The sequence below is a fragment of the Marinobacter sp. SS21 genome (genome assembly GCF_028369065.1).
Classification (GTDB): Bacteria; Pseudomonadota; Gammaproteobacteria; order Pseudomonadales; family Oleiphilaceae; genus Marinobacter.
Map to the genome: position 1 here is coordinate 43,487 of NZ_JAQNDA010000018.1, position 20,829 is coordinate 64,315.

The 20,829-nt window shown below is 59.2% G+C and carries 21 protein-coding genes and 1 tRNA gene; 15 read left to right on the forward strand and 7 right to left on the reverse strand.

Translation table 11 applies throughout. The features are described from left to right. Positions 1-78: 78 nt before the first annotated feature. The 6 genes from N6L25_RS17235 to N6L25_RS17260 all read left to right on the forward strand — a co-directional run bounded on the left by N6L25_RS17235 (position 79) and on the right by N6L25_RS17260 (position 6,791). A complete protein-coding gene (locus tag N6L25_RS17235) occupies positions 79-684 on the forward strand; it encodes a helix-hairpin-helix domain-containing protein (protein WP_271982935.1) in 606 nt (201 codons plus the stop codon). After that, positions 684-2,969 carry a selenide, water dikinase SelD gene (gene selD / locus N6L25_RS17240; protein ID WP_271982938.1) on the forward strand — a complete coding sequence of 762 codons (2,286 nt, stop codon included), beginning with the start codon at positions 684-686 and terminating at the stop codon, positions 2,967-2,969. Before N6L25_RS17235 ends, selD begins: the two co-directional genes overlap by 1 nt. A gap of 28 nt (positions 2,970-2,997) precedes the next feature. Next, positions 2,998-3,867, forward strand: coding sequence for a putative selenate ABC transporter substrate-binding protein (locus tag N6L25_RS17245; protein ID WP_271982941.1), 870 nt, complete (start codon positions 2,998-3,000; stop codon positions 3,865-3,867). Continuing rightward, positions 3,867-4,523, forward strand: coding sequence for a phosphonate ABC transporter ATP-binding protein (locus tag N6L25_RS17250; RefSeq protein WP_271982944.1), 657 nt, complete (start codon positions 3,867-3,869; stop codon positions 4,521-4,523). Before N6L25_RS17245 ends, N6L25_RS17250 begins: the two co-directional genes overlap by 1 nt. A gap of 18 nt (positions 4,524-4,541) precedes the next feature. Beyond that, positions 4,542-6,008: a PhnE/PtxC family ABC transporter permease gene (locus N6L25_RS17255; RefSeq protein WP_271982947.1), complete on the forward strand. Its 1,467-nt coding sequence runs from the start codon at positions 4,542-4,544 to the stop codon at positions 6,006-6,008. Positions 6,009-6,200: 192 nt separating this feature from the next. Further along, positions 6,201-6,791 (forward strand): hypothetical protein, encoded by a 591-nt coding sequence (locus N6L25_RS17260; RefSeq protein ID WP_271982950.1) that lies wholly within the window; start codon positions 6,201-6,203, stop codon positions 6,789-6,791. On the opposite strand, the gene N6L25_RS17265 is transcribed toward N6L25_RS17260, so the two are convergent. Together N6L25_RS17265 and N6L25_RS17270 are read right to left on the reverse strand one after the other, a co-directional pair. Beyond that, positions 6,784-7,086 (reverse strand): hypothetical protein, encoded by a 303-nt coding sequence (locus tag N6L25_RS17265; protein WP_271982953.1) that lies wholly within the window; start codon positions 7,084-7,086, stop codon positions 6,784-6,786. The two genes, N6L25_RS17260 and N6L25_RS17265, sit on opposite strands and share 8 nt — an antisense overlap. Before the next feature lie 58 nt (positions 7,087-7,144). After that, a complete protein-coding gene (locus tag N6L25_RS17270; protein ID WP_271982956.1) occupies positions 7,145-7,612 on the reverse strand; it encodes a hypothetical protein in 468 nt (155 codons plus the stop codon). 172 nt (positions 7,613-7,784) lie between these two features. On the opposite strand from N6L25_RS17270, the gene N6L25_RS17275 reads away from it, so the two are divergent. From N6L25_RS17275 to N6L25_RS17285, 3 genes are read left to right on the forward strand one after another with little or no spacing between them, the layout of a single operon-like run. Further along, complete coding sequence (locus N6L25_RS17275) at positions 7,785-8,705, forward strand: ABC transporter ATP-binding protein (RefSeq protein WP_271982958.1); 921 nt, start codon at positions 7,785-7,787, stop codon at positions 8,703-8,705. Between the two features lie 28 nt (positions 8,706-8,733). Further along, a complete protein-coding gene (locus N6L25_RS17280) occupies positions 8,734-9,495 on the forward strand; it encodes an ABC transporter permease (protein ID WP_271982961.1) in 762 nt (253 codons plus the stop codon). Next, positions 9,495-9,977, forward strand: a complete 483-nt coding sequence (locus tag N6L25_RS17285; RefSeq protein WP_271982964.1) for a DUF192 domain-containing protein — start codon at positions 9,495-9,497, stop codon at positions 9,975-9,977. The genes N6L25_RS17280 and N6L25_RS17285 overlap by 1 nt, the downstream gene beginning before the upstream one ends. A gap of 4 nt (positions 9,978-9,981) precedes the next feature. On the opposite strand, the gene N6L25_RS17290 is transcribed toward N6L25_RS17285, so the two are convergent. The 3 genes from N6L25_RS17290 to N6L25_RS17300 form a co-directional block, all read right to left on the reverse strand. Then, entirely contained in the window at positions 9,982-10,815 is an 834-nt protein-coding gene (locus tag N6L25_RS17290; RefSeq protein ID WP_271982967.1) for a DUF2059 domain-containing protein, read from the reverse strand. A gap of 168 nt (positions 10,816-10,983) precedes the next feature. Beyond that, a tRNA-Leu gene (locus N6L25_RS17295) sits at positions 10,984-11,070 on the reverse strand. A 61-nt stretch (positions 11,071-11,131) separates the two neighbouring features. After that, a complete protein-coding gene (locus tag N6L25_RS17300; protein ID WP_271982970.1) occupies positions 11,132-11,755 on the reverse strand; it encodes a class I SAM-dependent methyltransferase in 624 nt (207 codons plus the stop codon). A 196-nt stretch (positions 11,756-11,951) separates the two neighbouring features. Here N6L25_RS17300 and N6L25_RS17305 point away from each other — a divergent pair, with 196 nt between their 5' ends. Genes N6L25_RS17305 through cydC form a run of 4 tightly spaced genes read left to right on the forward strand, consistent with a single transcriptional unit; the run spans position 11,952 to position 17,720 of the window. Next, a complete protein-coding gene (locus tag N6L25_RS17305) occupies positions 11,952-13,355 on the forward strand; it encodes a cytochrome ubiquinol oxidase subunit I (RefSeq protein ID WP_271982973.1) in 1,404 nt (467 codons plus the stop codon). 2 nt (positions 13,356-13,357) lie between these two features. Then, positions 13,358-14,362: a cytochrome d ubiquinol oxidase subunit II gene (gene cydB / locus N6L25_RS17310; RefSeq protein ID WP_271982976.1), complete on the forward strand. Its 1,005-nt coding sequence runs from the start codon at positions 13,358-13,360 to the stop codon at positions 14,360-14,362. Continuing rightward, entirely contained in the window at positions 14,363-16,081 is a 1,719-nt protein-coding gene (cydD, locus tag N6L25_RS17315; protein WP_271982978.1) for a thiol reductant ABC exporter subunit CydD, read from the forward strand. It begins immediately after the preceding gene. Then, positions 16,074-17,720 carry a thiol reductant ABC exporter subunit CydC gene (gene cydC, locus N6L25_RS17320; protein ID WP_271982981.1) on the forward strand — a complete coding sequence of 549 codons (1,647 nt, stop codon included), beginning with the start codon at positions 16,074-16,076 and terminating at the stop codon, positions 17,718-17,720. Before cydD ends, cydC begins: the two co-directional genes overlap by 8 nt. A 13-nt stretch (positions 17,721-17,733) precedes the next feature. On the opposite strand, the gene N6L25_RS17325 is transcribed toward cydC, so the two are convergent. Further along, on the reverse strand, positions 17,734-18,963 hold the full coding sequence (locus N6L25_RS17325) for a saccharopine dehydrogenase family protein (RefSeq protein WP_271982984.1): 1,230 nt from the start codon (positions 18,961-18,963) through the stop codon (positions 17,734-17,736). Positions 18,964-18,993: 30 nt separating this feature from the next. Next, positions 18,994-19,401 carry a hypothetical protein gene (locus N6L25_RS17330; RefSeq protein ID WP_271982987.1) on the reverse strand — a complete coding sequence of 136 codons (408 nt, stop codon included), beginning with the start codon at positions 19,399-19,401 and terminating at the stop codon, positions 18,994-18,996. Positions 19,402-19,669: 268 nt separating this feature from the next. Here N6L25_RS17330 and N6L25_RS17335 point away from each other — a divergent pair, with 268 nt between their 5' ends. Beyond that, positions 19,670-19,999, forward strand: a complete 330-nt coding sequence (locus N6L25_RS17335) for a hypothetical protein (protein WP_271982991.1) — start codon at positions 19,670-19,672, stop codon at positions 19,997-19,999. Positions 20,000-20,008: 9 nt separating this feature from the next. Beyond that, positions 20,009-20,485, forward strand: coding sequence for a hypothetical protein (locus tag N6L25_RS17340; protein ID WP_271982994.1), 477 nt, complete (start codon positions 20,009-20,011; stop codon positions 20,483-20,485). The last annotated feature ends 344 nt before the right edge of the window (positions 20,486-20,829 follow it).

The following is a 20,829-nucleotide window of genomic DNA, read 5'->3' on the forward strand; positions in this document are numbered from 1 at the left end:
CAGCGGCACTCACAAGAAAAAGCCGGCTCAAAGCGGCAGCGAAAATACTGACCTAGGACTCAACTGGAGAAATCCATCATGGCGAAAAACCCAAAGCCAAGCGTCGATAAGATCGTCAAGAAAGTGAACAAGGAAATTGAAAAGACCGCATCGCAAATCGAAAAACTGATTAACGATGCGATCAAACAATTCGATACGTTGCAGAATCAGATTCAGGATCCGGTCAAGAAACTGCTGCGAGAAATCGACGATCTTCGCGAGCGTGAGATCAAACGCTTCAACGACGAATTGGAACGCCGCCTGGGTGAGTTCCATGAGCTTCAGGATACGATCCTGGAACGGCTGGGGTTGGCCAGCAAGAAAGCCGAGGCCGCTCCGGTGAAAGTCGCCAAGGTTGTCAAGAAAGCGCCAGCCAAGGCGAGCGGAGGCGCCAAGAAGAAGCCTGCATCCCCAAAGACCGCAGCAAAGCAACCCGCCGCCAAGGCCGCGAAGACCATTAACAAGAGTGACCTGACTCAGGTTAAGGGCATTGGCCCGGCGACCGCCAAGAAAATGCAGGATCTGGGCATCAACTCCATTGACCAGATCGCAAACCCTTCAGCCGCTGAGAAAGACAAGCTGCAAGCCTTCGCCAAAATGAAGGGCTTCAGCGACTGGTCTGGCGAAGCCAAGAAACTGCTTTAATGCAAGAGGCCGCTCAACCTGTTTTACAGGACATCATCCTGGTAGGTGGCGGTCATAGCCATGTAGGGGTTCTGAAGCGCTTCGCGATGAACCCCCTACCTGGCGTACGCCTCACCCTGATTTGCCGCGACACCCACACCCCCTACTCCGGTATGCTGCCCGGCTACATTGCGGGACACTACGACTATGACGACGTTCATATCGATCTGAGCCGACTCGCCGAATATTGCGGTGCTCGCTTCTTTCGTGACGAAGTGATCGGCCTGGACCGGGACGGCAAGAAAGTTCTCTGCCGCTATCGCCCCCCGGTTCCGTACGACCTGCTTTCCATCAACATCGGCTCTTCCCCGAATGTGTCCGGTGTGCCGGGCGCCCGGGATCATGCCGTACCGGTTAAGCCAATTCACGCCTTCGCAGCACGATGGCAGTCACTTCTGGAAAGAGCCCGGAGCCATGACGGTGAATTCAACATCGCCGTGGTCGGCGCTGGGGCCGGCGGTGTCGAGTTAACCCTGGCCATGCAGTATCGGCTCACCCAGGAACGCAAAGCACAGGGCAACAGCGCCGATGGGCTTCACTTCCACCTGTTCGACAGCGCACCGGACATATTGCCCAGTCACAACCGGCAGGTTCGCACCACGTTCCGGCGCGTGCTGGCGGAGCGTGGCGTCCAGGTTCACCTGGGCGAACAGGTGACTCAGTTGTCGCCTCAGGGTGTGATGACCGGGTCTGCCCCCCCCATCGCCATCGACGAGGTGCTGTGGGCCACCCGAGCCAGCGGTCCGAGCTGGCTGGGCGAGACAGGCCTGGCTCTGGACCGGGAGGGTTTTATCCGTGTCCAGGACACCCTGCAAAGCGAGACCGACCCCAACATCTTTGCCGCCGGTGACATCGCCCATGTGATTCGTCACCCCCGGGAGAAAGCCGGGGTCTTCGCCGTACGTCAGGCCAGACCGCTCGCCGGTAATCTGCGCCGCATGGCGCTGGGACAGCAGCCGCGTCCGTTTCGCCCGCAGAAGCGCTGGTTGGCGTTGATCAGCACTGGCGATCGCTACGCGGTGGCCGCCCGGGGCAACTGGTCTACCCGCGGCCAATGGGTTTGGCGCTGGAAAAACCGCATCGATCGCAATTTCATGCGCCAATTTGGCGACCTGCCAGTCATGCCTGACCGCAGTAAATTGCCTGATATCACCGCGGCGCCCTCGGACGAGGCTGCCAGCCAGGCCATTTCTGCCGTTGCCATGCGCTGTGGCGGTTGTGGCGCGAAAGTCGGCAGCACGGTGTTAACCCGGGCTCTGGCGCCACTGAACCCCATCGACCGCGATGACGTGCTGGTAGGTCTGCACGCCCCGGACGACGCCGCCGTGTTGAAAGTTCCCCCAGGCAAGGCGGTGGTGCATACCGTCGATTTCTTCCGGGCGTTCATTGACGACCCCTATGTGTTCGGCAAGATCGCCGCCAACCACAGCCTCAGCGACCTGTTCGCGATGGGGGCCGAGCCCCAAAGTGCCACCGCCATCGCCACCATCCCCTATGGCGTCGAGGCCAAGGTCGAGGACACCCTGCACCAGATGATGGCAGGCGCCGTCGAGGTGCTCAATCAGGCCGGTTGTGCACTGGTCGGCGGGCATACCGGCGAAGGACAGGAGCTTGCGCTCGGTTTTGCGGTCAATGGCCTGATTGATCCCGATCGCATTTTGGGCAAGGACGGCTTGCGAGCCGGCGACTGCCTGATCCTTACCAAACCGCTGGGCACCGGAACCCTGTTGGCCGCCCATGCCCGCCTGCAAGCCAAGGGGCGATGGATTGATGGCGCCCTCGCCTCTATGGAGGCTTCCAATCAAGACGCCGCCCAATGCCTGGTCAAATTCGGTGCCAAGGGTTGTACCGATGTCACCGGATTTGGGCTGCTCGGCCATCTGCTGGAAATGACCCGCCCGTCCCAGGTTGATATCGAGCTGGATCTTGCCACTTTGCCGTTACTGGACGGGGCCGAGCATACCGTTGCCGCAGGCATCCTCAGCTCCTTGCAACCGGCAAACGTGAGATTGCGCCGGGCCATCCGAGCGCAGCAAGCCTGGGCGGACCACCCCCGCTATCCGCTGCTGTTCGATCCCCAGACTTCGGGGGGACTTCTGGCGGGCGTACCCGAACAATTTGCCAACGACTGTGTTGCCGAACTGCGCGGCCTGGGTTATAAGCAGGCCACGATTATCGGGCGGGTCCAGCCCGCCTCACAACAACCTGAGCCTGTGACCCTGACAGACCGCAGGCGCATCCAATGAATCACCCACAACCCGTTTGGAATCAAAAATGCTGATCCCCCTCCTACGCCGACTGTTACTAAGTCTGAGCCTTGTCCTCGCCCCGGTCTCCATGGTGACGGCAGACACCTTCGTGTTCACCGCGATACCGGATGAAGACGAGACCAAGTTGATCGAGCGCTTTCAGGGGGTGGCCGACTACCTGTCTCAGCAGCTGAGCGTTGATGTCCGTTATATCCCCGTTAAATCCTACGCCGCCGCCGTCTCTGCCTTCCGCAACGACCAGGTTCAACTGGCTTGGTTTGGTGGCCTGTCCGGAGTCCAGGCTCGTCGTCTGGTGCCAGGCTCCTTGGCCTTGGCCCAAGGCGAAGAAGACCAGGCGTTTGAGACCTATTTTATCGCCCATCGCTCGACCGGCATCGAACCCGGTACGGAACTGCCCCAATCCCTGCGCGGACGAACCTTCACCTTCGGATCGAAGGGCTCTACCTCGGGCCGGCTGATGCCCGAGTTCTTCCTGCGCGAGCAGTTCGGCGAAGCCCCTGAATCGATCTTTTCCCGCGTTGGCTTCAGCGGCAACCATACCCGCACCCTGCGTTTGGTTGAGGCCGGCACCTTTGAGGTGGGCGCGCTGAACTTCAAGGTTTGGGAAAAGGAACTGGCCGATGGCAATGTGGACACCAGCCAGGTTCAGGTGATCTGGAAAACCCCCGGCTACCCCGACTACCAGTGGACGGTACGCGGCGATGTGGATGAGCGCTTCGGAACCGGCTTTACCGACCGGCTACGGACGGCGCTGCTGAACCTGGACGACCCGGCATTGCTGGCCAGTTTCCCCCGGTCTGCATTCATTCCGGCCAGCAACGCCGATTACGAATCCATTCGCGCCGTGGCTGAGGCGATCGGTATTCTCGAGTAATGTCCTTCATCCAGCTGGACCGGGTGTCAGCGTCGTTCCAGGGCCAAAAGGTCCTGGGCCCGCTAAGCCTGACGGTCGCTCCGGGGGAGCGGGTTGCCTTGGTGGGTAAAAGCGGCGCCGGTAAGAGCACGCTCATCAAGCTGGCGTTTGACCGCGCCAGGGAGCAGGCGTCTACGTCGCTGATCCCACAGGACCTGGGTCTGGTTGGCGCCCTGCCGGTATTCCACAATGTTTTCATGGGGCGGCTGGATCAGCATCGGAGCTGGTACAGCGCGGTTACCCTGTTTCGACCGTTCCAGCGCGACCGGACCGAAATTTCGGCGCTACTGAGTCAGCTGGGGATGGCCCACAAGCAATGGGCTCCGGTGGCGTCACTGTCCGGCGGCCAGCGACAACGGACGGCCATCGCCCGGGCGATGTATCAGCGCTCCGAAACGCTGTTGGCCGACGAGCCGGTATCCGCCCTCGATGGTCCGCTGGCCAATGAGGTCATGGCGCTGCTGCGAGAACGTTTCAGCACCAGCCTGATTGCCCTCCACGATGTGACGCTGGCGTTACGCTATTGTGACCGGGTGGTGGGTATTGCCGACGGCGCTGTGGTCCTCGACCAGCCCACCACGAAACTGAGCGAGCACGACCTGCTACCGCTCTACTGAGTGACGCCGATTCCGCCCATGCCCTTGCCAGCCACCGTACGAGTCAGCCTGCTGTTTTTAGTCATCGCCATCGTGGCGTTGGCTTTCTCAGATGTGGCCATCACCGCGTCCAACCCCTGGCGGGATCTCGGGCGTTTCTTTCTGGGCATGCTCACCCCCGATTTTTTCTCCTACGAGGGACTCGCCACCGCACTGGTTCGAACCCTCGCCTTCGCCTTCGTCGGTGTTGGCCTGGGCAGCGTCTGTGGCTTTGGCCTCGCCCTGCTCTATCGTTGGCGTGCCGTTCGGCTCTGCAGCGCGTTTGTCCGAGCCATCCACGAATTGTTCTGGGCGCTCATATTTCTCCAGTTTTTTGGCTTTCACCCGCTGACAGGGGTACTGGCAATCGCCATTCCCTACACCGGCATCTTCGCCAAGGTGTATTCGGAGATTCTCGACGACGTCAATCCCCAGGCCGCCCACCTCCTACCCCGAGGCAGCGGCACCCTGGTCAGCTACCTCTATGCCCGGCTACCGCAATGCTGGGCGCAGATCCGCACCTATACCCTGTACCGTCTGGAGTGCGGGTTACGCTCCAGCGCCATTCTGGGCTTCGTCGGCCTGCCCACGCTGGGATACTATCTGGAAGCGTCATTCTCTCAAGGCCAGTACTCCGAAGCCGGCGCCATGCTCCTGCTGTTCTACGCCTTGATTGCCACCATTCCGGTGTGGGTGCGGCGCTTTACCCTACCGCTTTACCTGGCGGCGGCGCCGTTCTTGCTTGGTGAGGGCTTTGCCATCCGCTGGGGTAACGTTGAGCGATTTTTTACCGAAGACATCGTTCCCGCCCCCCTCCGAAACGGCGACGGCTGGTCTGGATTGCAGGACTGGCTGGCCGACGTGATGGTCAATCAGGCGATCCCCGGAATCTGGAACACGCTGGTTTTGACGCAGCTCTCCCTGGTAGCCACTGGCATGCTGGCGTTGGTGACCTTTCCGCTCATCTCCAGGCATTTTGGTGGGCCCATTCGACGCGGCAGCGGCCATATCTTCCTGGTGGTGATGAGATCCACCCCGGAGTACGTGCTGGCTTATATTCTCCTGCAGCTCTGGGGACCGTCCATGCTGCCGGCGGCGGTGGCTCTGGCTTTGCACAATGGCGGTATCATCGGGCATCTGCTCGGTCGCCATTCCTCCCACATTGGGCTCCGGTCGGATGCCCCCATCGGCCTCAACCGCTACACCTATGAACTGGTGCCACGGCTGTACCGGTCTTTCCTCGCCCTGTTGTTCTACCGCTGGGAAATCATCATGAGGGAAACCGCCATTCTCGGCATTTTGGGGATCTATACCCTTGGCTTCTACGTGGATAGCGCGATCCAGAACATCCAGTTCGACCGCGCGCTGGTCCTGATCGTGCTCACCGCACTCCTTAACATCGGTGTCGACAAACTCTCTCGTGTCATTCGCCGTCGTTTGGCACTGCAAACCTTGCCCACTTGCTAGTCGACGCCCAGGCGCGGGATGCCATACCGGTCACAATTCCGCAACTTACCGTCACGGATTGCCACCTTAAGCCCACTCCGCCATGGGCTGTAACGTTACACGTTGTTACAATTATTACTCAGCCAGACAATCAGGCGTTTAACTAGCAATGTGGGGATGTGAATAGCAATGTGGGAAGGCGTGATTCTTCTAGTGGAGATTAGTCTGGCGGTTTTGATGGGACTGCTGGCAGTCCGAATGACGTCCCTGGCCAAGACAGGCTGGCCCACCGCCCTGCCGGCGTCTTCTGCTGACGGCTGTCCGCCCCGGGTTGCCCCGGAATTAAATCCGCACACGCCGCCACCGACGTCCGGCTTTGGCGTCCGACTCTCCGAGCCTCAATTGGTGGGCGCGCCTGACCGCACGGAACTTATCACCCAGCTTCATATCCTACTGTCGCTGCAAGAAAAAGTGTGCCGGGAGGATGGGTTGGTGATTGAAACGTTGCCGGATGTGGTGAAAAACTACGCCGTCGCCTGGACATACGGCGCCGCGTCCAGCCTGGTGGGCGTCTCCACACGCCATAGTGCCGAGGTGATCGACCTGACTGCCCGTCTCGTGGCCAAGAAGATTGGCTACAAACAATCCGCTGCGGTGCAGGCCATCGCCACCCTCACCAAATGCAGTTCGATGCTGGCCTGTTATCGCAACGGGCTGGAGAGTGCGGATTACTGGTTACAGCACCACCATGTGCCCGCCGAAACCGCGCTGAATCGCTCCATTTCCAGCAACGCCTTTATCTAGCCAGCGGGGATTCCAGCAACCAGTCCGGCCCCAGCGTGACAGGCGTGGACTTGGGATCATCACCCAGTGGAATACCCATGACCGTTGGCGCGGAAAAACGACCATCCGGCTGACGTTCCATGCTATCAACGTCCACCGCACACACCCGGTAGACATTGTCGTTGCAGCGCACCCTGGCCCGATGGGTGATTCCAAAAACGAAGCGACAGTAGTCGAGCTTTAGTTGAAGCAGGTCCCGCTCGGCCTTCTGAATTTTCCTTAGCAGCAGGTTTTCCAGCTTATCGGCATAATCCATATCCATCATCCGTGACTAATATACAGGTCGGCTAAGTGTACACACGCTGGCTAAAATTTCACCTACCCTGAGCCGTAAAGATCAGGCGAAACGGAACGTGTTCCAGCACCTGCTCGCCTGAGGTCAATTCCAGCCGCCACACCATGACTTCCTGAACCGTGCAAAGGGGCGCGGCAAAGGTGGCACTCCATCTTCCGGGGGCTTCCATTGGTTTCAGCACCACCGGGTATTCACCGAGATACATGGATTCACCAACCAATACCCCGTGCAGCCTCTGTGGCCTGGCATCCGTGGTCATCTCCAGCCGGAACCGGTGCAGGCCCTCGCTAAACTCCACTTCCTCAATTCTGGCTTGCCAGTGTTCATCGCCACTCTGCCACTGGCACTCGTCGCCCTGCAGATTACAGGCCGGCAGCTGTTCCTCTTCGTTTCCAGGCGACTGCTGCATTAACCAGCGAGGTCCAAGAACCGCGAACGCCAGCAGACCCACGATCAACACCGCAACACCGATTGCTCTGATTACCACACCGCGATCCCCTGTTTTACCTGCACGCATTATCGGGCTACGGTCTCAAGAAGCAAGCCGGTTGCGCACTTTGGGACCCTCTACGGATCTTCACGTATACTGCACGCTTCCGCGAACACCTTGAAACGTGAGAAAATCCAGGGTTTTGACGACTGCCAGACAGGGTGATCCCGTGACGCCGGACATATCGGTCAGACATGTAAACAAAATCTATGCCGGGGGCTTTCAGGCTCTCAAGAACGTGAATCTCGATATCTACCCTGGTGAAATCTTCGCGTTGCTGGGTCCGAACGGTGCCGGTAAAACCACCCTCATCAGCATCATCTGCGGCATCGTCAACCTCTCCAGCGGGAGCATTGAAGCGGCCGGTCACAATATTGTCAGCGACTATCGCGCCGCCCGCAAAACCATTGGTTTGGTCCCCCAGGAACTGAACACCGACGCCTTCGAAACTGTGTGGGACACGGTGTCCTTCAGTCGCGGCCTGTTCGGCAAGAGTCCCAACCCGGCCCATATTGAAAAGGTGCTCAAAGACCTGTCCCTGTGGGACAAGCGCAATAGTCGGATCATGTCCCTGTCTGGCGGCATGAAGCGGCGGGTGATGATTGCCAAGGCGCTCTCCCATGAGCCCAGCATCCTGTTCCTCGACGAACCCACCGCCGGCGTCGACGTGGAACTTCGACGCGACATGTGGGAAATGGTGCGGGGATTGCGCAGCAACGGCGTGACCATCATTCTCACCACCCACTACATCGAAGAAGCCGAAGAGATGGCGGATCGCATCGGCGTCATCCGCCAGGGCGAGATTATCCTGGTGGAAGAGAAGCACCGGCTGATGGAAAAGCTCGGCAAGAAAGAGCTCCGTCTGCTCCTGCAACAGCCGTTGGAGCAGATTCCGGGCGAGCTGGCACTGGAGCCCATAGAGCTGTCCGACGACGGCTTCGAGCTGATCTACACCTTCGATTCCCAGCAGGAACAGGCCGGCGTGGCCCGGCTGCTTCGACAACTGGGCGATCTTGGCATCGAGTACCGGGACCTGCAGACCCGGGAGAGTTCATTGGAAGACATTTTCGTGGGTCTGGTCCACGAATAGTCAACACGAGATCCGGTTGGAGTACAGAATGAATCTACACGGTATTCGGGCGATCTACCGCTTTGAAATGGCCCGCATGTGGCGTACCTTGATGCAGAGCGTGGCTTCCCCGGTCATCTCCACGTGCCTGTATTTTGTTGTCTTCGGTTCTGCCATTGGCACCCGCATGGGCGACATCGACGGCATCAGCTATGGCGCCTTCATCATTCCCGGCCTGGTGATGCTGTCATTGCTGATGCAAAGCATCACCAACGCCTCGTTCGGCATCTACATGCCCAAGTTCTCCGGCACCATCTACGAAGTGCTGTCCGCCCCGGTGTCCTACGTTGAGGTGGTGCTGGGGTATGTCGGTGCCGCCGCTACCAAGTCGGTCATCCTCGGTATTATCATCCTGCTCACGGCCCGGCTGTTTGTCGATTACCACGTGCTCCACCCGATCTGGATGTTCTCCTTCCTGGTGCTCACCGCCATCACCTTCAGCCTGTTTGGTTTCATTATCGGTGTCTGGGCCGATGGCTTTGAAAAGCTCCAGATCGTGCCGGCGATGATCATTACCCCGCTGGTGTTTCTGGGCGGGACGTTCTATTCCATCGACATGCTGCCGGAGATCTGGCAAACCATCACCCTGTTCAATCCGGTGGTGTACCTGATCAGCGGTTTCCGCTGGGCCTTCTACGGCGTCTCGGACATTCATGTGGGCATCAGCGTGGGCATGACCCTATTGTTCCTGGCAGGTTGCATGGCGACAATCTGGTGGATCTTCAAAACCGGCTATCGGTTGCGTTCCTGATGAACCGGCGACGCACAGCGAAGCCATGGGGCGTGATGCTGGTCGCCTGGTCGCTGAGTGCCTGCGGCGACGCCACCCTGCCGTCTCAACCGAAGCTGGAGATCATTCCCCTGGAGTTGGTCACCGAGCGCGGACGGGCCGAGCTGATGGTGGAGGTGGCCCATACCCCTGCCCAGCGGCGTATCGGGCTGATGGGACGGGAAGTCTTGCAGGAAGATGAAGGGATGCTGTTTCTGTATCCTTCAGAGCGCTCCGGCGATACCGGATTCTGGATGCGAAATACTCTGATTCCACTGGATATTGCCTACCTGGGCGAGGATGGCATCGTTCGTGCCATTCGTACCATGGCCCCCTGCCCAGTGGACCAGACTTGCCCGAGCTACCCCGCTGGCGCCCCCTATTCCGCCGCCCTGGAAGTGAACCAGGGCTGGTTTGCCAAACACGGGGTAACCGTCGGCGACCGCGCCGAGTGGGAGCACTAGCGGGTCAACTCTGCTGCAGGTTGCCGCCCATCAACCGCGCCATATCCCGGGCCAGATCCGAGATGCCGTTTTGGAGCGCACGGTTCATGCTTTCCAAGATGGTGGTGTTAAAACGTCGTGCTTCCGGCTCCCGCAGGAACTGGGCATAGGTTTCAAGCTTCGCCATGTCCAGGTTGCGATAGGAATACAGGTAGGACAGCACGATACCCTGCTCCACCGCGGGTCGGGACGCTTCAATCTCGGTCGCAATGCGCTCTTCAAACACCGACAAGTCCATGGCGGCACCCGGCTGCGTCCCCATCGTCATGGCGGAGAACACCGCCACCCCAGTGAACTTCTGCAGCTCCATCACCATGTCCGTGGCACCGAACAGCTTGTCCATCTTCTCGGCAAACTTTACCCGCCGTGAATCGCCATACAGGGTTTTGGCCTGCCGCATCATATCCCCGTAGGCGCTGGGCTGCGCGGCCCGCCGTTCCGCTTCGGCGATCTCCCGCCCCAGGTCCGACTGATACCAGGTCAACAGAGTTTGAATATCAGCATCGCTGAGTTTGCTGGCAAGCGAGGTCTGAATCTCAGCCAGAATATCCTCGGCAACGATGGACCGCTCGGTACTCCGCATCATCGCCTGAAACGTGGCCTCAGGAATCGGCGTGCCCTGCTGCTGCGCCTGTATAAACCCCGCCTTCAGCGATTCGGGAATCTGAGCGACCTGCTCGTTCAGCCCGGACAGCGCCATCAACTCATCGAGTTGCCGATCCCGCTCGCTGGCGTGGCCGACTCCGACATACATGAAAAGCGCCAATAAAAGCAGAAGATGAAAACGGCAATGGGTCATGATGACTCCCTGTTGTCGAACAAATACACGATCAATTTCGCCACGTCGGCGCTTGGGCTAGAAGGCAGGCACCTTTAAAAGGTAAGTGACCAGACGGATTCAGGCAATGCCAGGGTTTGAAAAAAGGCCTGTGGCGGTCAAAAAAAGGATTAGGGAAGAGGTAATAAATGGTGCCCGGAGCCGGAATCGAACCGGCACGGCCTTGCGGCCGAGAGATTTTAAGTCTCTTGTGTCTACCAATTTCACCATCCGGGCATGTTCGGAGGGGATAGGAGGGGCAGGATTGTATAAGGCCTTGGCCTGTAACGCAATTGGGTTACGATGCCTTCACTGCCCGGCCCTTGTAGATGTAACCGGCGATTTTTGGGGTTTTGGGCATGTAGAGGTTTTCTAGCGCCTGTACTTCGAAGCCTGCTTGTTGAATCAGCTCGGAAATGGGGCGGTTGAGATGGCAGCCGCCGGCGATTTTCTTCCAGGTGGGGGTGATTCGGTCTTGCCACTTGTGGACACCGGTGTCGGGAGACTGGCCGTGTTCCAGGAACAGCAGCACGCCGTCCGGTTTCAGCACTCGGTGCATCTGCCGTAACGCCGACAGCCAGTCCGGGATGGTGCATAGCGTGAAGGTCAGCAGTACGGTGTCGACCGATTCGTCTTTCAGCGGGATCTGCTCACCTGGCAGTCCCAGCCACTCAACCTTGACCGGTGACTTGGCCAGGTTGCTCCGGGCTTTGCGCCGCATGCCTTCAGACGGTTCCAATCCGTACACCAGTGTGGTGTGGTCCGGATTGTAAAACTCCAGGTTAATGCCTGAGCCCATGCCAACCTCCAACACCACACCGCGAGCTTGAGGAACCACCTGGCTGCGGAGTTTCATGACTTGGCCCACGGAGCAGGCCTTGTCGATGATGTAGGGCAAGATGTTCTCGTCGTAAAAGCGCATCGTTTGTTCCATAATGAGGAGGCGTTTGGGTAACTGGTTGTCATGGCGTATTTTTTCGCACCCAGTTCTTTTCGCACTTGACCTGCATCATTGCAATTACAAATACGTAATAACAATATGCCTGATGCTTATAAGGCAGCAGCCCGCCTTTGTGGGTGCTGATTAAACAGTATCGAATCGGTCAGCGGAGGTTCCAATGGAACTCGACCCCCTACTGCTCTCACGTATCCAATTCGCGTTTGTAGTTTCCTTTCACGCCATCTTCCCTGTCTTTAGTATCGGCCTGGCCGCCTTTATTGCGGTTCTCGAAGGTCTGGCTTACAAAACCGGCAACCCGGTCTGGCTCAAGCTTTCTGGCTTCTGGACCAAGGTGTTTGCCGTAGTGTTCGGCATGGGGGTGGTGTCGGGCATCGTGATGGCGTTCCAGTTTGGTACCAACTGGAGCAACTTTGCGTACGCGTCCGCCAACTTCCTCGGCCCCATGCTGAGCTATGAGGTGATTACGGCCTTTTTCCTGGAGGCGGCGTTTCTGGGGGTGTTGCTGTTTGGTCGCGATAAGGTGCCGCCGGGCGCCCACCTGGCGTCGGCGATTCTGGTCGCCACGGGAACCTTTATTTCCGCGTTCTGGATTCTGGCGGCCAACAGCTGGATGCAGACTCCGGCCGGCATGGAATTGCGAGACGGTATCTTCCATGTGGTGTCCTGGAGTGATGCCATATTCAATCCCTCATTCCCTTACCGGTTCCTGCACATGGTCCTGGCGTCTTTCCTCACCGGAAGTTTTGTGGTGGCAGGAGTCAGCGCCTGGTACCTGCTTCGTGGCCGGGAGGTTGAGGCCAATAAGAAAGCGCTATCCATGTGTTTGTGGCTGATCCTGTTCATCGCCCCGACCCAGGCCGTGGTGGGCGATTTTCATGGTTTGAACACGCTGGAACATCAGCCCATGAAGGTGGCGGCGATGGAGGGCCATTGGGAAACATCCGGCGAAGTGCCGCTGTTGTTGTTTGCCCTGCCCGACCAGAAAAACCAGACCAACCACTTCGAGCTGGCCATTCCCAATCTGGCCAGTTTTATTCTGACTCACGATTGGCACGGAGAGCTGAAAGGTCTTAACGAGGTGCCGCCGGAACACCAACCGCCGGTCGCCATCGTGTTCTGGTCCTTTCGGGTGATGGTGGGCATCGGCCTGTTGATGATTCTGTTTGCGCTGACCGGATTGGCGCTTCGCCACAAGGGCCGACTTTGGCGGGCCCGCTGGTATCTACAGGGACTTCGCGCCATGAGTATCGCGCCGTTTCTAGCGGTATTGACAGGCTGGTTTGTGACCGAAGTTGGCCGTGCGCCCTGGCTGGTTTATGGCCTGATGTCCCAGGCCGAATCGGTGACGCCATCGCTGACCGGCGGGATGGCGCTGTTTACGTTAATCGGGTACATCGTGGTGTATGCCCTGGTGTTCACCGCCGGGGTCTATTACCTGATGCGGGTGCTGTACGTGGGACTTGAAGACCCCGATATCGACGACATCGATGATCACGACCGTCCAGCCCGGCCGCTGTCTGCAGCTCATGTTCCGTTTGAAATTGAACAGGGAGGTCATTGATTATGAACGAACCTTTCGATCTGGCCCTGATTTGGGCCGCTATCATCGGCTTCGGGATCATCATGTACGTGCTGATGGACGGATTCGACCTCGGGGTGGGCATCCTGTTTCCATTTGCACCGGACGAACAGTCACGGGACACCATGATGAACTCGGTGGCACCAGTGTGGGACGGCAACGAAACCTGGCTGGTGCTGGGCGGTGCGGGACTGCTCGCCGCATTCCCCCTGGTCTACAGCACCATTCTGCCGGCACTCTACATCGGGGTCTTTCTGCTGGTCGCCGGGCTGATTTTCCGTGGCGTGGCTTTCGAATTCCGATTCAAGGCGCGCAGTTCTCGATACCTGTGGAATTGGTCGTTCGCCGGAGGCTCAACGGTCGCAGCCTTCGCCCAGGGCACCGTAGTCGGAGCTTACATTCAGGGCTTTGAGACCGCCAACGGGGTCTTTGTCGGGGGTGCCCTCGATTGGCTAACGCCGTTTACCGTACTGACCGGGATCGGCATGCTGTCCGGCTATGCCCTACTCGGCGCGACCTGGCTTATCCTGAAAACCGAGGGCCATCTGCAGGATTGGGCCTTTCGGCTTGCCACGCCGCTGCTGATCAGTGTGCTGGTGATCTTCGCCATCATCAGTGTGTGGACGCCCTTTGTCGACGGCCAGGTACTGCAGCGCTGGTTCTCCGGTGTCAGTGTGATTTGGGTGTTACCGCTGCTGACTCTGATGTTCGCGGTTCAGATCTGGCGCTCGGTGCGGCAGCGTTCCGAGGCGATGCCGTTTGTCTCGACCATGGGCCTGTTCATCACCACCTACCTGGGGCTGCTGGTCAGCCGTTGGCCCTACGTGGTGCCGCCGAATATCACCCTGTGGGATGCGACCTCGGCCTACAGCTCACAGCTGTTCCTGCTGCTCGGACTGCTGTTCGTCATACCTATCATTCTGGTCTACACCGCCTGGACCTATTGGGTGTTCCGCGGGAAGGTGCGGGCCAACGCTGGGTACCACTGAGTGGAGGACGCCCTGGCTCAGCCTCGGTCCGAAACGGCCAGAACCGGTGCCAAGCCGCGCCATGGCCGCACCTGGCTCAATCAGTTGGCCAAGGCCCAGCGGGAAACCATCGCGTTGACCGTCGCGGCGGGAACCCTGGCTGGAGTCTTTACCATTGCACAAATGGGCCTATTTGCCTGGGTAATCCACCAGGCGGTGGTCGAGCAAGTCCCACTGATGGCGCTCTCGGCCGAATTTGCCGGTGTGGCCCTGGCGATGGCCCTGCGGGCACTCGCCCAGGGAATGCAGGCCCAATTTGCCGCCCGTGCCAGCCGAAAGATTCGCGAGCGGGTACGCCAGCAACTCACTGAGGTCTGGCAAGGCCTCAGCCCCGCCAGACTCAAGTCCAGTTCTGCTGCCACATTGTCAACCGAGTGGTTGGATCAGGTCGAGGCGCTGCATGGTTACTTCGCCCGCTTTCTGCCCCAGTTAGCCATCTGCGGTGCGGTTCCACTGTTGATCCTGGGGGTCGTGATCAGCCTCGATTGGCTGGCGGGACTGTTTCTGCTGCTGTCGGCACCGCTCATTCCCCTGTTTATGGCCCTAATTGGGCTAGGGGCGGAAAAGGTGAACCAGCAGCACTTTAAGGTGCTGGGACGGCTGTCCGGGCAATTCCTGGATAAGGTTCGAGGGCTAACCACTTTGCAACTCTTCGGCGCCACGCACCAGGCTGCCGGCAAGCTGCAGGAACGCTCAGAGCAGTTCCGCCGGGTTACCATGAAGACCCTGAAAGTCGCTTTTTTGTCCTCTGCGGTATTGGAGTTCTTTGCCTCGGTGGCCATCGCGGTAGTGGCCATGTACATCGGCTTTGGGTTACTTGGCTACATCAACATTGGTCCTGCCGATCAACTCACTCTGTTCAGCGGGCTGTTTGTGTTGCTGCTGGCGCCGGAATTTTTCCAGCCATTACGCCAGCTCGCCCAGCATTACCATGATCGTGCCGCCGCCTTGGGCGCGGCTGAACTCTTGCTGGCAAGATTGGCGACAGACGTCGCCAGGGCCGACCAAGCACCCGAGGCAACTCACTCGGAACGCGATACCAGCATAATCCAACTAAGCGATGTTTCGGTGAGCTATCCGGGGGCGACTGGCGTACTCAACAGGGTCTCCTGCAAGCTGCGCCGAGGGCAATGCGTTGCCTTGCGCGGTCGTTCCGGCGGGGGCAAATCGACTTTACTGCACCTGCTGGCCGGTTTTGTTGCGCCGAATGGCGGCGCGGTGTCGGTCTTTGGGGAGCCTCCCGGCCTGCGCAGATTCGGATGGTTGGGGCAATCGCCGTTTCTGATGCAGGGCAGCTGGGCGGATAACCTGAAGCTTGTCGCCCCGGCGGCTACGGACGACGCAATCCTTTCGGCTCTGACACTGGTCGGGCTTCGGCCACTGCTGGAGAGTCGTCCTGAGGGCCTATACAGCGCCGTCACTGAACAGGGCGCGGGGTTGTCAGGCGGCCAGGCTCGGCGGTTATCGCTGGCACGGGTGTTCTTGGCGGATTTCGATCTGGTGTTGCTGGACGAGCCCACAGCGGGGCTGGACGAGGTCAGCCAGCAGGGCATCATCGACGCCCTGACGACACTGAAATCGCAGGGCAAGACACTGGTGTTCGCGACCCATCACGAACGCCTGCTCGAACTGGCGGATCGCACCCTCTGGGTAGAACACGGAGCACTGCGGGATGCGTGAACTGAAGCCCTGGCTGAGCCTGATCCTGCAGCGGCGACGGCGACTGCTGCTTGGCGCACTGCTGATGTTTCTTACGCTGGTTTCCGGCTTAGGCCTGTTGGCCCTTTCCGGCTGGTTCATCACCGCCACCGCCGTTACCGGCTTACTGTTGGCGGCAGGCCTTAGCGCTGCCCTCAACATCTATGTGCCTGGTGGCGGCATACGCCTGTTTGCGATTACTCGCACCGTCACTCGCTACCTGGAGCGGGTATACAACCACGATACCGTGCTCAGACTGCTGTCCGACACCCGAGGTCGCCTGTTTCTCGGACTGGCCCATCAGGCGCCCTGCGCGGGCGTCCGCCTTCGCGGTGCGGACTGGCTAACACGACTCACGAGCGACCTCGACGCTCTCGACACGCTGTATCTGAGATTGGTGGCACCCACCGGTTTGGCGGTGGTGGCGAGCGCCTTGGTGGTGCTATTGGCGTGGCTCTGGTTGTCGCCCGCCCTGGCCCTGGCCACCGGGCTTGCCCTAGCCTGCGCCTTGCTGCTGGCCACCACGTTGCTGTACCGGCGTACGCGCCACCTGTCGGCGAAACGCTCTGAACAGTTCAGTCAATTACGAGGTCAGGTAATCGAACATCTGGAGGGCCAGGCCGAGCTGCGGGCCGCCGGTCTGGCTCCAGAGCTAGCCCGGCAACTCTGTGACAGCGCCAAGCACTTCTGCCACCTGCAGGCCCGGGTCGATGTGGCCACCGGCTGGCATCAGGCCATTTCCGGCTGGCTGGTCAATCTGGCCGCCCTGGCGGCGCTCTGGTTCGGGCTGGAACTGTTCGGCGGTGGCCAGATAACGGGACCGGTGGCGGTCATCCTGCCGCTGAGCATTCTTGGGCTGCTGGAGGCTTACACGCTGTTGCCGGATGCGTTCGGACGCCTGGGCGCCACCGAGGCGTCGGCCCGGCGCCTGAATAAGGATTGCGGCTTGGCGAAACCGGCAATGGCAGTGGGTGCTCAAGACCTGGTGACCGCTCCCGGCGCGGCGCCATTAAACGCGAGTTCGATCGACCTGAATAACATCACCATCCGCCACGCTGCCGGCCCAGCGCTGTTGCAAAGCTTCGATCTCGCCGTCCGCAAGGGGGAATGGTTGGGTATCCTGGGCGCTTCCGGTTGTGGCAAGTCGTCCCTGGCGGATGCACTTGCGGGCGTGTCCCGGCCAGCCGCCGGCGAGATCCGGCGGGCGGCGGACGTGACCGTCGCCTACCTCACCCAACAAACTGTGCTGTTCGACGATACCGTGAGGTCCAATCTGGTTCCCGATGGACAGGCGATGGCCGATGAGCGCCTCTGGCACGTATTGGAACTGGTGGGGCTGGAGCAGCGGATAGCCCGGATACCGGGCCAGTTGGATGGCTGGCTTGGTGCCTACGGAACCCAACTGTCCGGTGGTGAAAGCCGGCGGCTGGCGTTAGCACGGGTGTTGCTGCGGGATTCCGACCTGGTGATTCTGGATGAGCCGTTTACCGGTGTCGATGCGCAAAGCCAGGCCCGGATCTGCCAGCAACTGCGTCCCTGGCTGCAAGGCCGGGCGGTGGTGGCGCTGGGGCATGGGGCAATGGCCCTGCCCCCGACGGACCGCACCGTCCGCCTGGGGTAAGGGAGATAGAAGGTTAACGGGTTTCCAGCACCTCAAACGTCAGGCCCGCTTTGGTGGTCAGGCGTGGCAACAGTTTGTCACCAAAAATCGAAGCCGGAGTCCAGAAGCCGCCGGGTACTTCCTCTTTGCTGACATCGAAGGCGAGGCAGCTGGCCGCTTCACCAAGCATTTTTGCGGTAGAGCCGTAACCCGGGTCTCGATCCCCGCGCACTTTGGTGCGAATGGATTGGCCGTCGTCCGTCTGGCCAAAGAAGCGCAGGTCGTAAAAGCCTTTTTCCTGGGCTTCAGGGCTTGGCCCCTGGCCCGGTTTGGGCACCACGTACTTCTCCAGCAGCCATCGAGTCGGCTTCACCGCGGAACTCGCAAGAAATCCACCAATGGCAGCGGCTACCCCAAAGGCGGTCGCTCTGCCAGCGAGTCCCTTACCCGTCACCATCGCCTCATCATAAACGAAGTCCTGGCCATAGGCGTCGGTCAACGCGCTGGTGCGCTGAACAATGCGGGTATTGATGGCGGCCATGACGAAGGGCGCTACCCAGGCGTTGCAATCCTGGTCGAACTGCGCCGATTTCACATTGGGTTGACGGGCCTTGTTGGTGTAGGCCGGGGGACACAGGGAGAAGGGGTTAGCCAATTGCCGCCGCAGATCCGAATCGGCTACGGCTTCCTTGGCGACGTTCATCAACGACGCCACGGTGCCACCGGAGAGCCCCCCCTTGGCCGCTTTTACCCGCATTTTCACCTGGCGGCAGGTCTGACCCAAGCGCTTCTCCGCTTCCTGCTGAAGATGCCAGACGCCCAAATCGGACGGAATGGAATCAAATCCACAGCAATGCACGATGCGGGCGCCAGAGGCCTTGGCCTGATCTTCGTAACGGCCAATCATCCGCCAGATCCATTGAACCTCACCGGTCAGATCGCAATAGTCGGTTCCACGGCCGACACAGGCCTGAATCAACGGCTCACCATACAGGGCATAAGGTCCGACGGTTGAAATCACGACCCGAGTTTGCTGACACAAAGTGTCGAGGGCCTCGGGGTTTCCGGCATCCGCTACAATGACCGGCAGCTCCGGCGCTCCAATCCTGGCTTTCACTTCATCCAGCTTGCCACGAGAGCGTCCGGCGATCGCCCAGTGAAGGCTCTGTCCGGTGCCATAAGTGTCATGCAGGTACTGGCACAGAATCTGGCCGACGAAACTGGTTGCACCGAATACAACTACATCATATTGCTGGTCAGTCATTCTGATTCCTTAGGTGTGAGTTATCGTTTTTCATAAAGATCTTCGTGCGCCCATAAGCACCTGAAACGTAGCCACTCCCAATCCCCAGAAGCCGTTGAGAATCAGGCCGCCGATCCAGGTCTGGCCACTGACGTCAAGATTCTTGAGGGGAAAGACCAGTAGCATGGCCACCAGCGTAGGACCAGTCGCACCGATCACCACTGACCAAACCCAATACCGCCACGAGGACAACCGTCCTAGCAGCCCCCAGAGCACGATCCCCCACAGGCCACCGAAGAACGAAAGCGAGACCACGGCAGGAATACCAAAGGGCGGCACCGATTCAAAATTAAAGGGTTCGGTTGGTACTGCACCGGCTAGGTAGAACAGAGAATAGAGCCCCTGATGGAAAATCAGGGTCGCAAGAAAACCACTCACAAAGGCCTTTAACCATACCATGCGCTATCCTTAGTTCCTGCCTGGTTCCGGAAGAAGTGTGGCTGGATTGGACTAATGTCGCAAATTTCTCAGATGTAACACGAATTCTCTTTTTTGTTTGCATCATTATGTCGCACCGGCCAATCGAATGCGGCACGCAGTCCTGCACACTCATTCCATTAAGGAACCTCTGAGTATCTCCGGATCATCTCTGGCATTCAGAGGCTCCTTAACCCCAATTCAAGCCCTGCCTGACAATACGGCAACGCGAAGTTCTGAGGGAATAAGTGTGACCTACCTGTTGTTATCCATTTTAGTGCTTCTCACCATCGGCATCGGCTTTCTGTACTGGAAGGTGCAGCAGCAGCAAGCGGCCATTGAGCAAACGCTCGCCAAAATCGGGGATCAGTATCGCAGTTCTGACCCGGAACTGTTTCTGACCGTAAAAGTTCTGGACCCACTCGAAGTCGCCAAACGGGAATCCCGGTCTGCCCGAGTGATCGCGGATCGCCTGCCCGTGATGGTGACCAAGATGGTCTATCAGCAGGTCATGCAGGAAATGGAGCAGCAAATGGCGGACCGTGACATCAAGGTTCAGCTGAAGATCGAATACCGTTGAGGGTAAGCCATGACGATCGTTGAATTCGCGGCGCTGGCCGTTGCTCTGGCGGCGCTGTCATTGTTGGCGTTAACGACGCTTGCGGTGTACCGAAATATCAGGAACAGTCGAGTGCTGTCCTGCGCCCAGGCGCGTCAGGCCAGCCAACTCCAGAAAAAGCGTCTTGATCTGATCGAGCTGAAGAACCGGAAGCGGCTGATGGAAGAAACCGTTCGCGATGGCACCACCGCAGTGGAGGCGATCCATCGGACCATTACCGGCGTGACCTTTGATCTGGTGGACCGCTACTCTTCCAGTGAAGACTTCAAGGTTCGGGCACGAAAGGCTCGTACCACCCACGACGAGACCACCAAGACGTTTTACAAGGCCCTGCGCACCACCAATCGTGCCCTGCACGCCTTCACCGATATGGTGATGATCGATAAGCAGGGGCAAGGCAAGGATAACAGCGACAAAAACAAGCCCTCTGGCGAGGATAAGGACTAGGGAGCCTACTGACATTGGGTCAGACGGTGTAAGAATTTGTCAGGACGAGACACGCTTTCAGGAGCAAACAGAGTCCATTAAAAAGGGCGCCAATTGGAGGCTGTGTAAAAACGAGTTATACAGCCTTCAGGCGGCCAAGCAAAAATGCCCCGGACTCTCTCCGGGGCATTTTTCGTTCCAGGCGTCCGACCTTAAAGGGGCTCAGATCCGGCAAAAATCGCCGTCAGGCGAGCCTGGCCAGTATACCTTTCACACCCAGAATGTTGATCGCCCGCATCAGGTTGTAGCTGAGCACCGCAAGGCTGTACTCGCTACTGGCGGAGCTCAGTCCCCAGCAGGTAAAT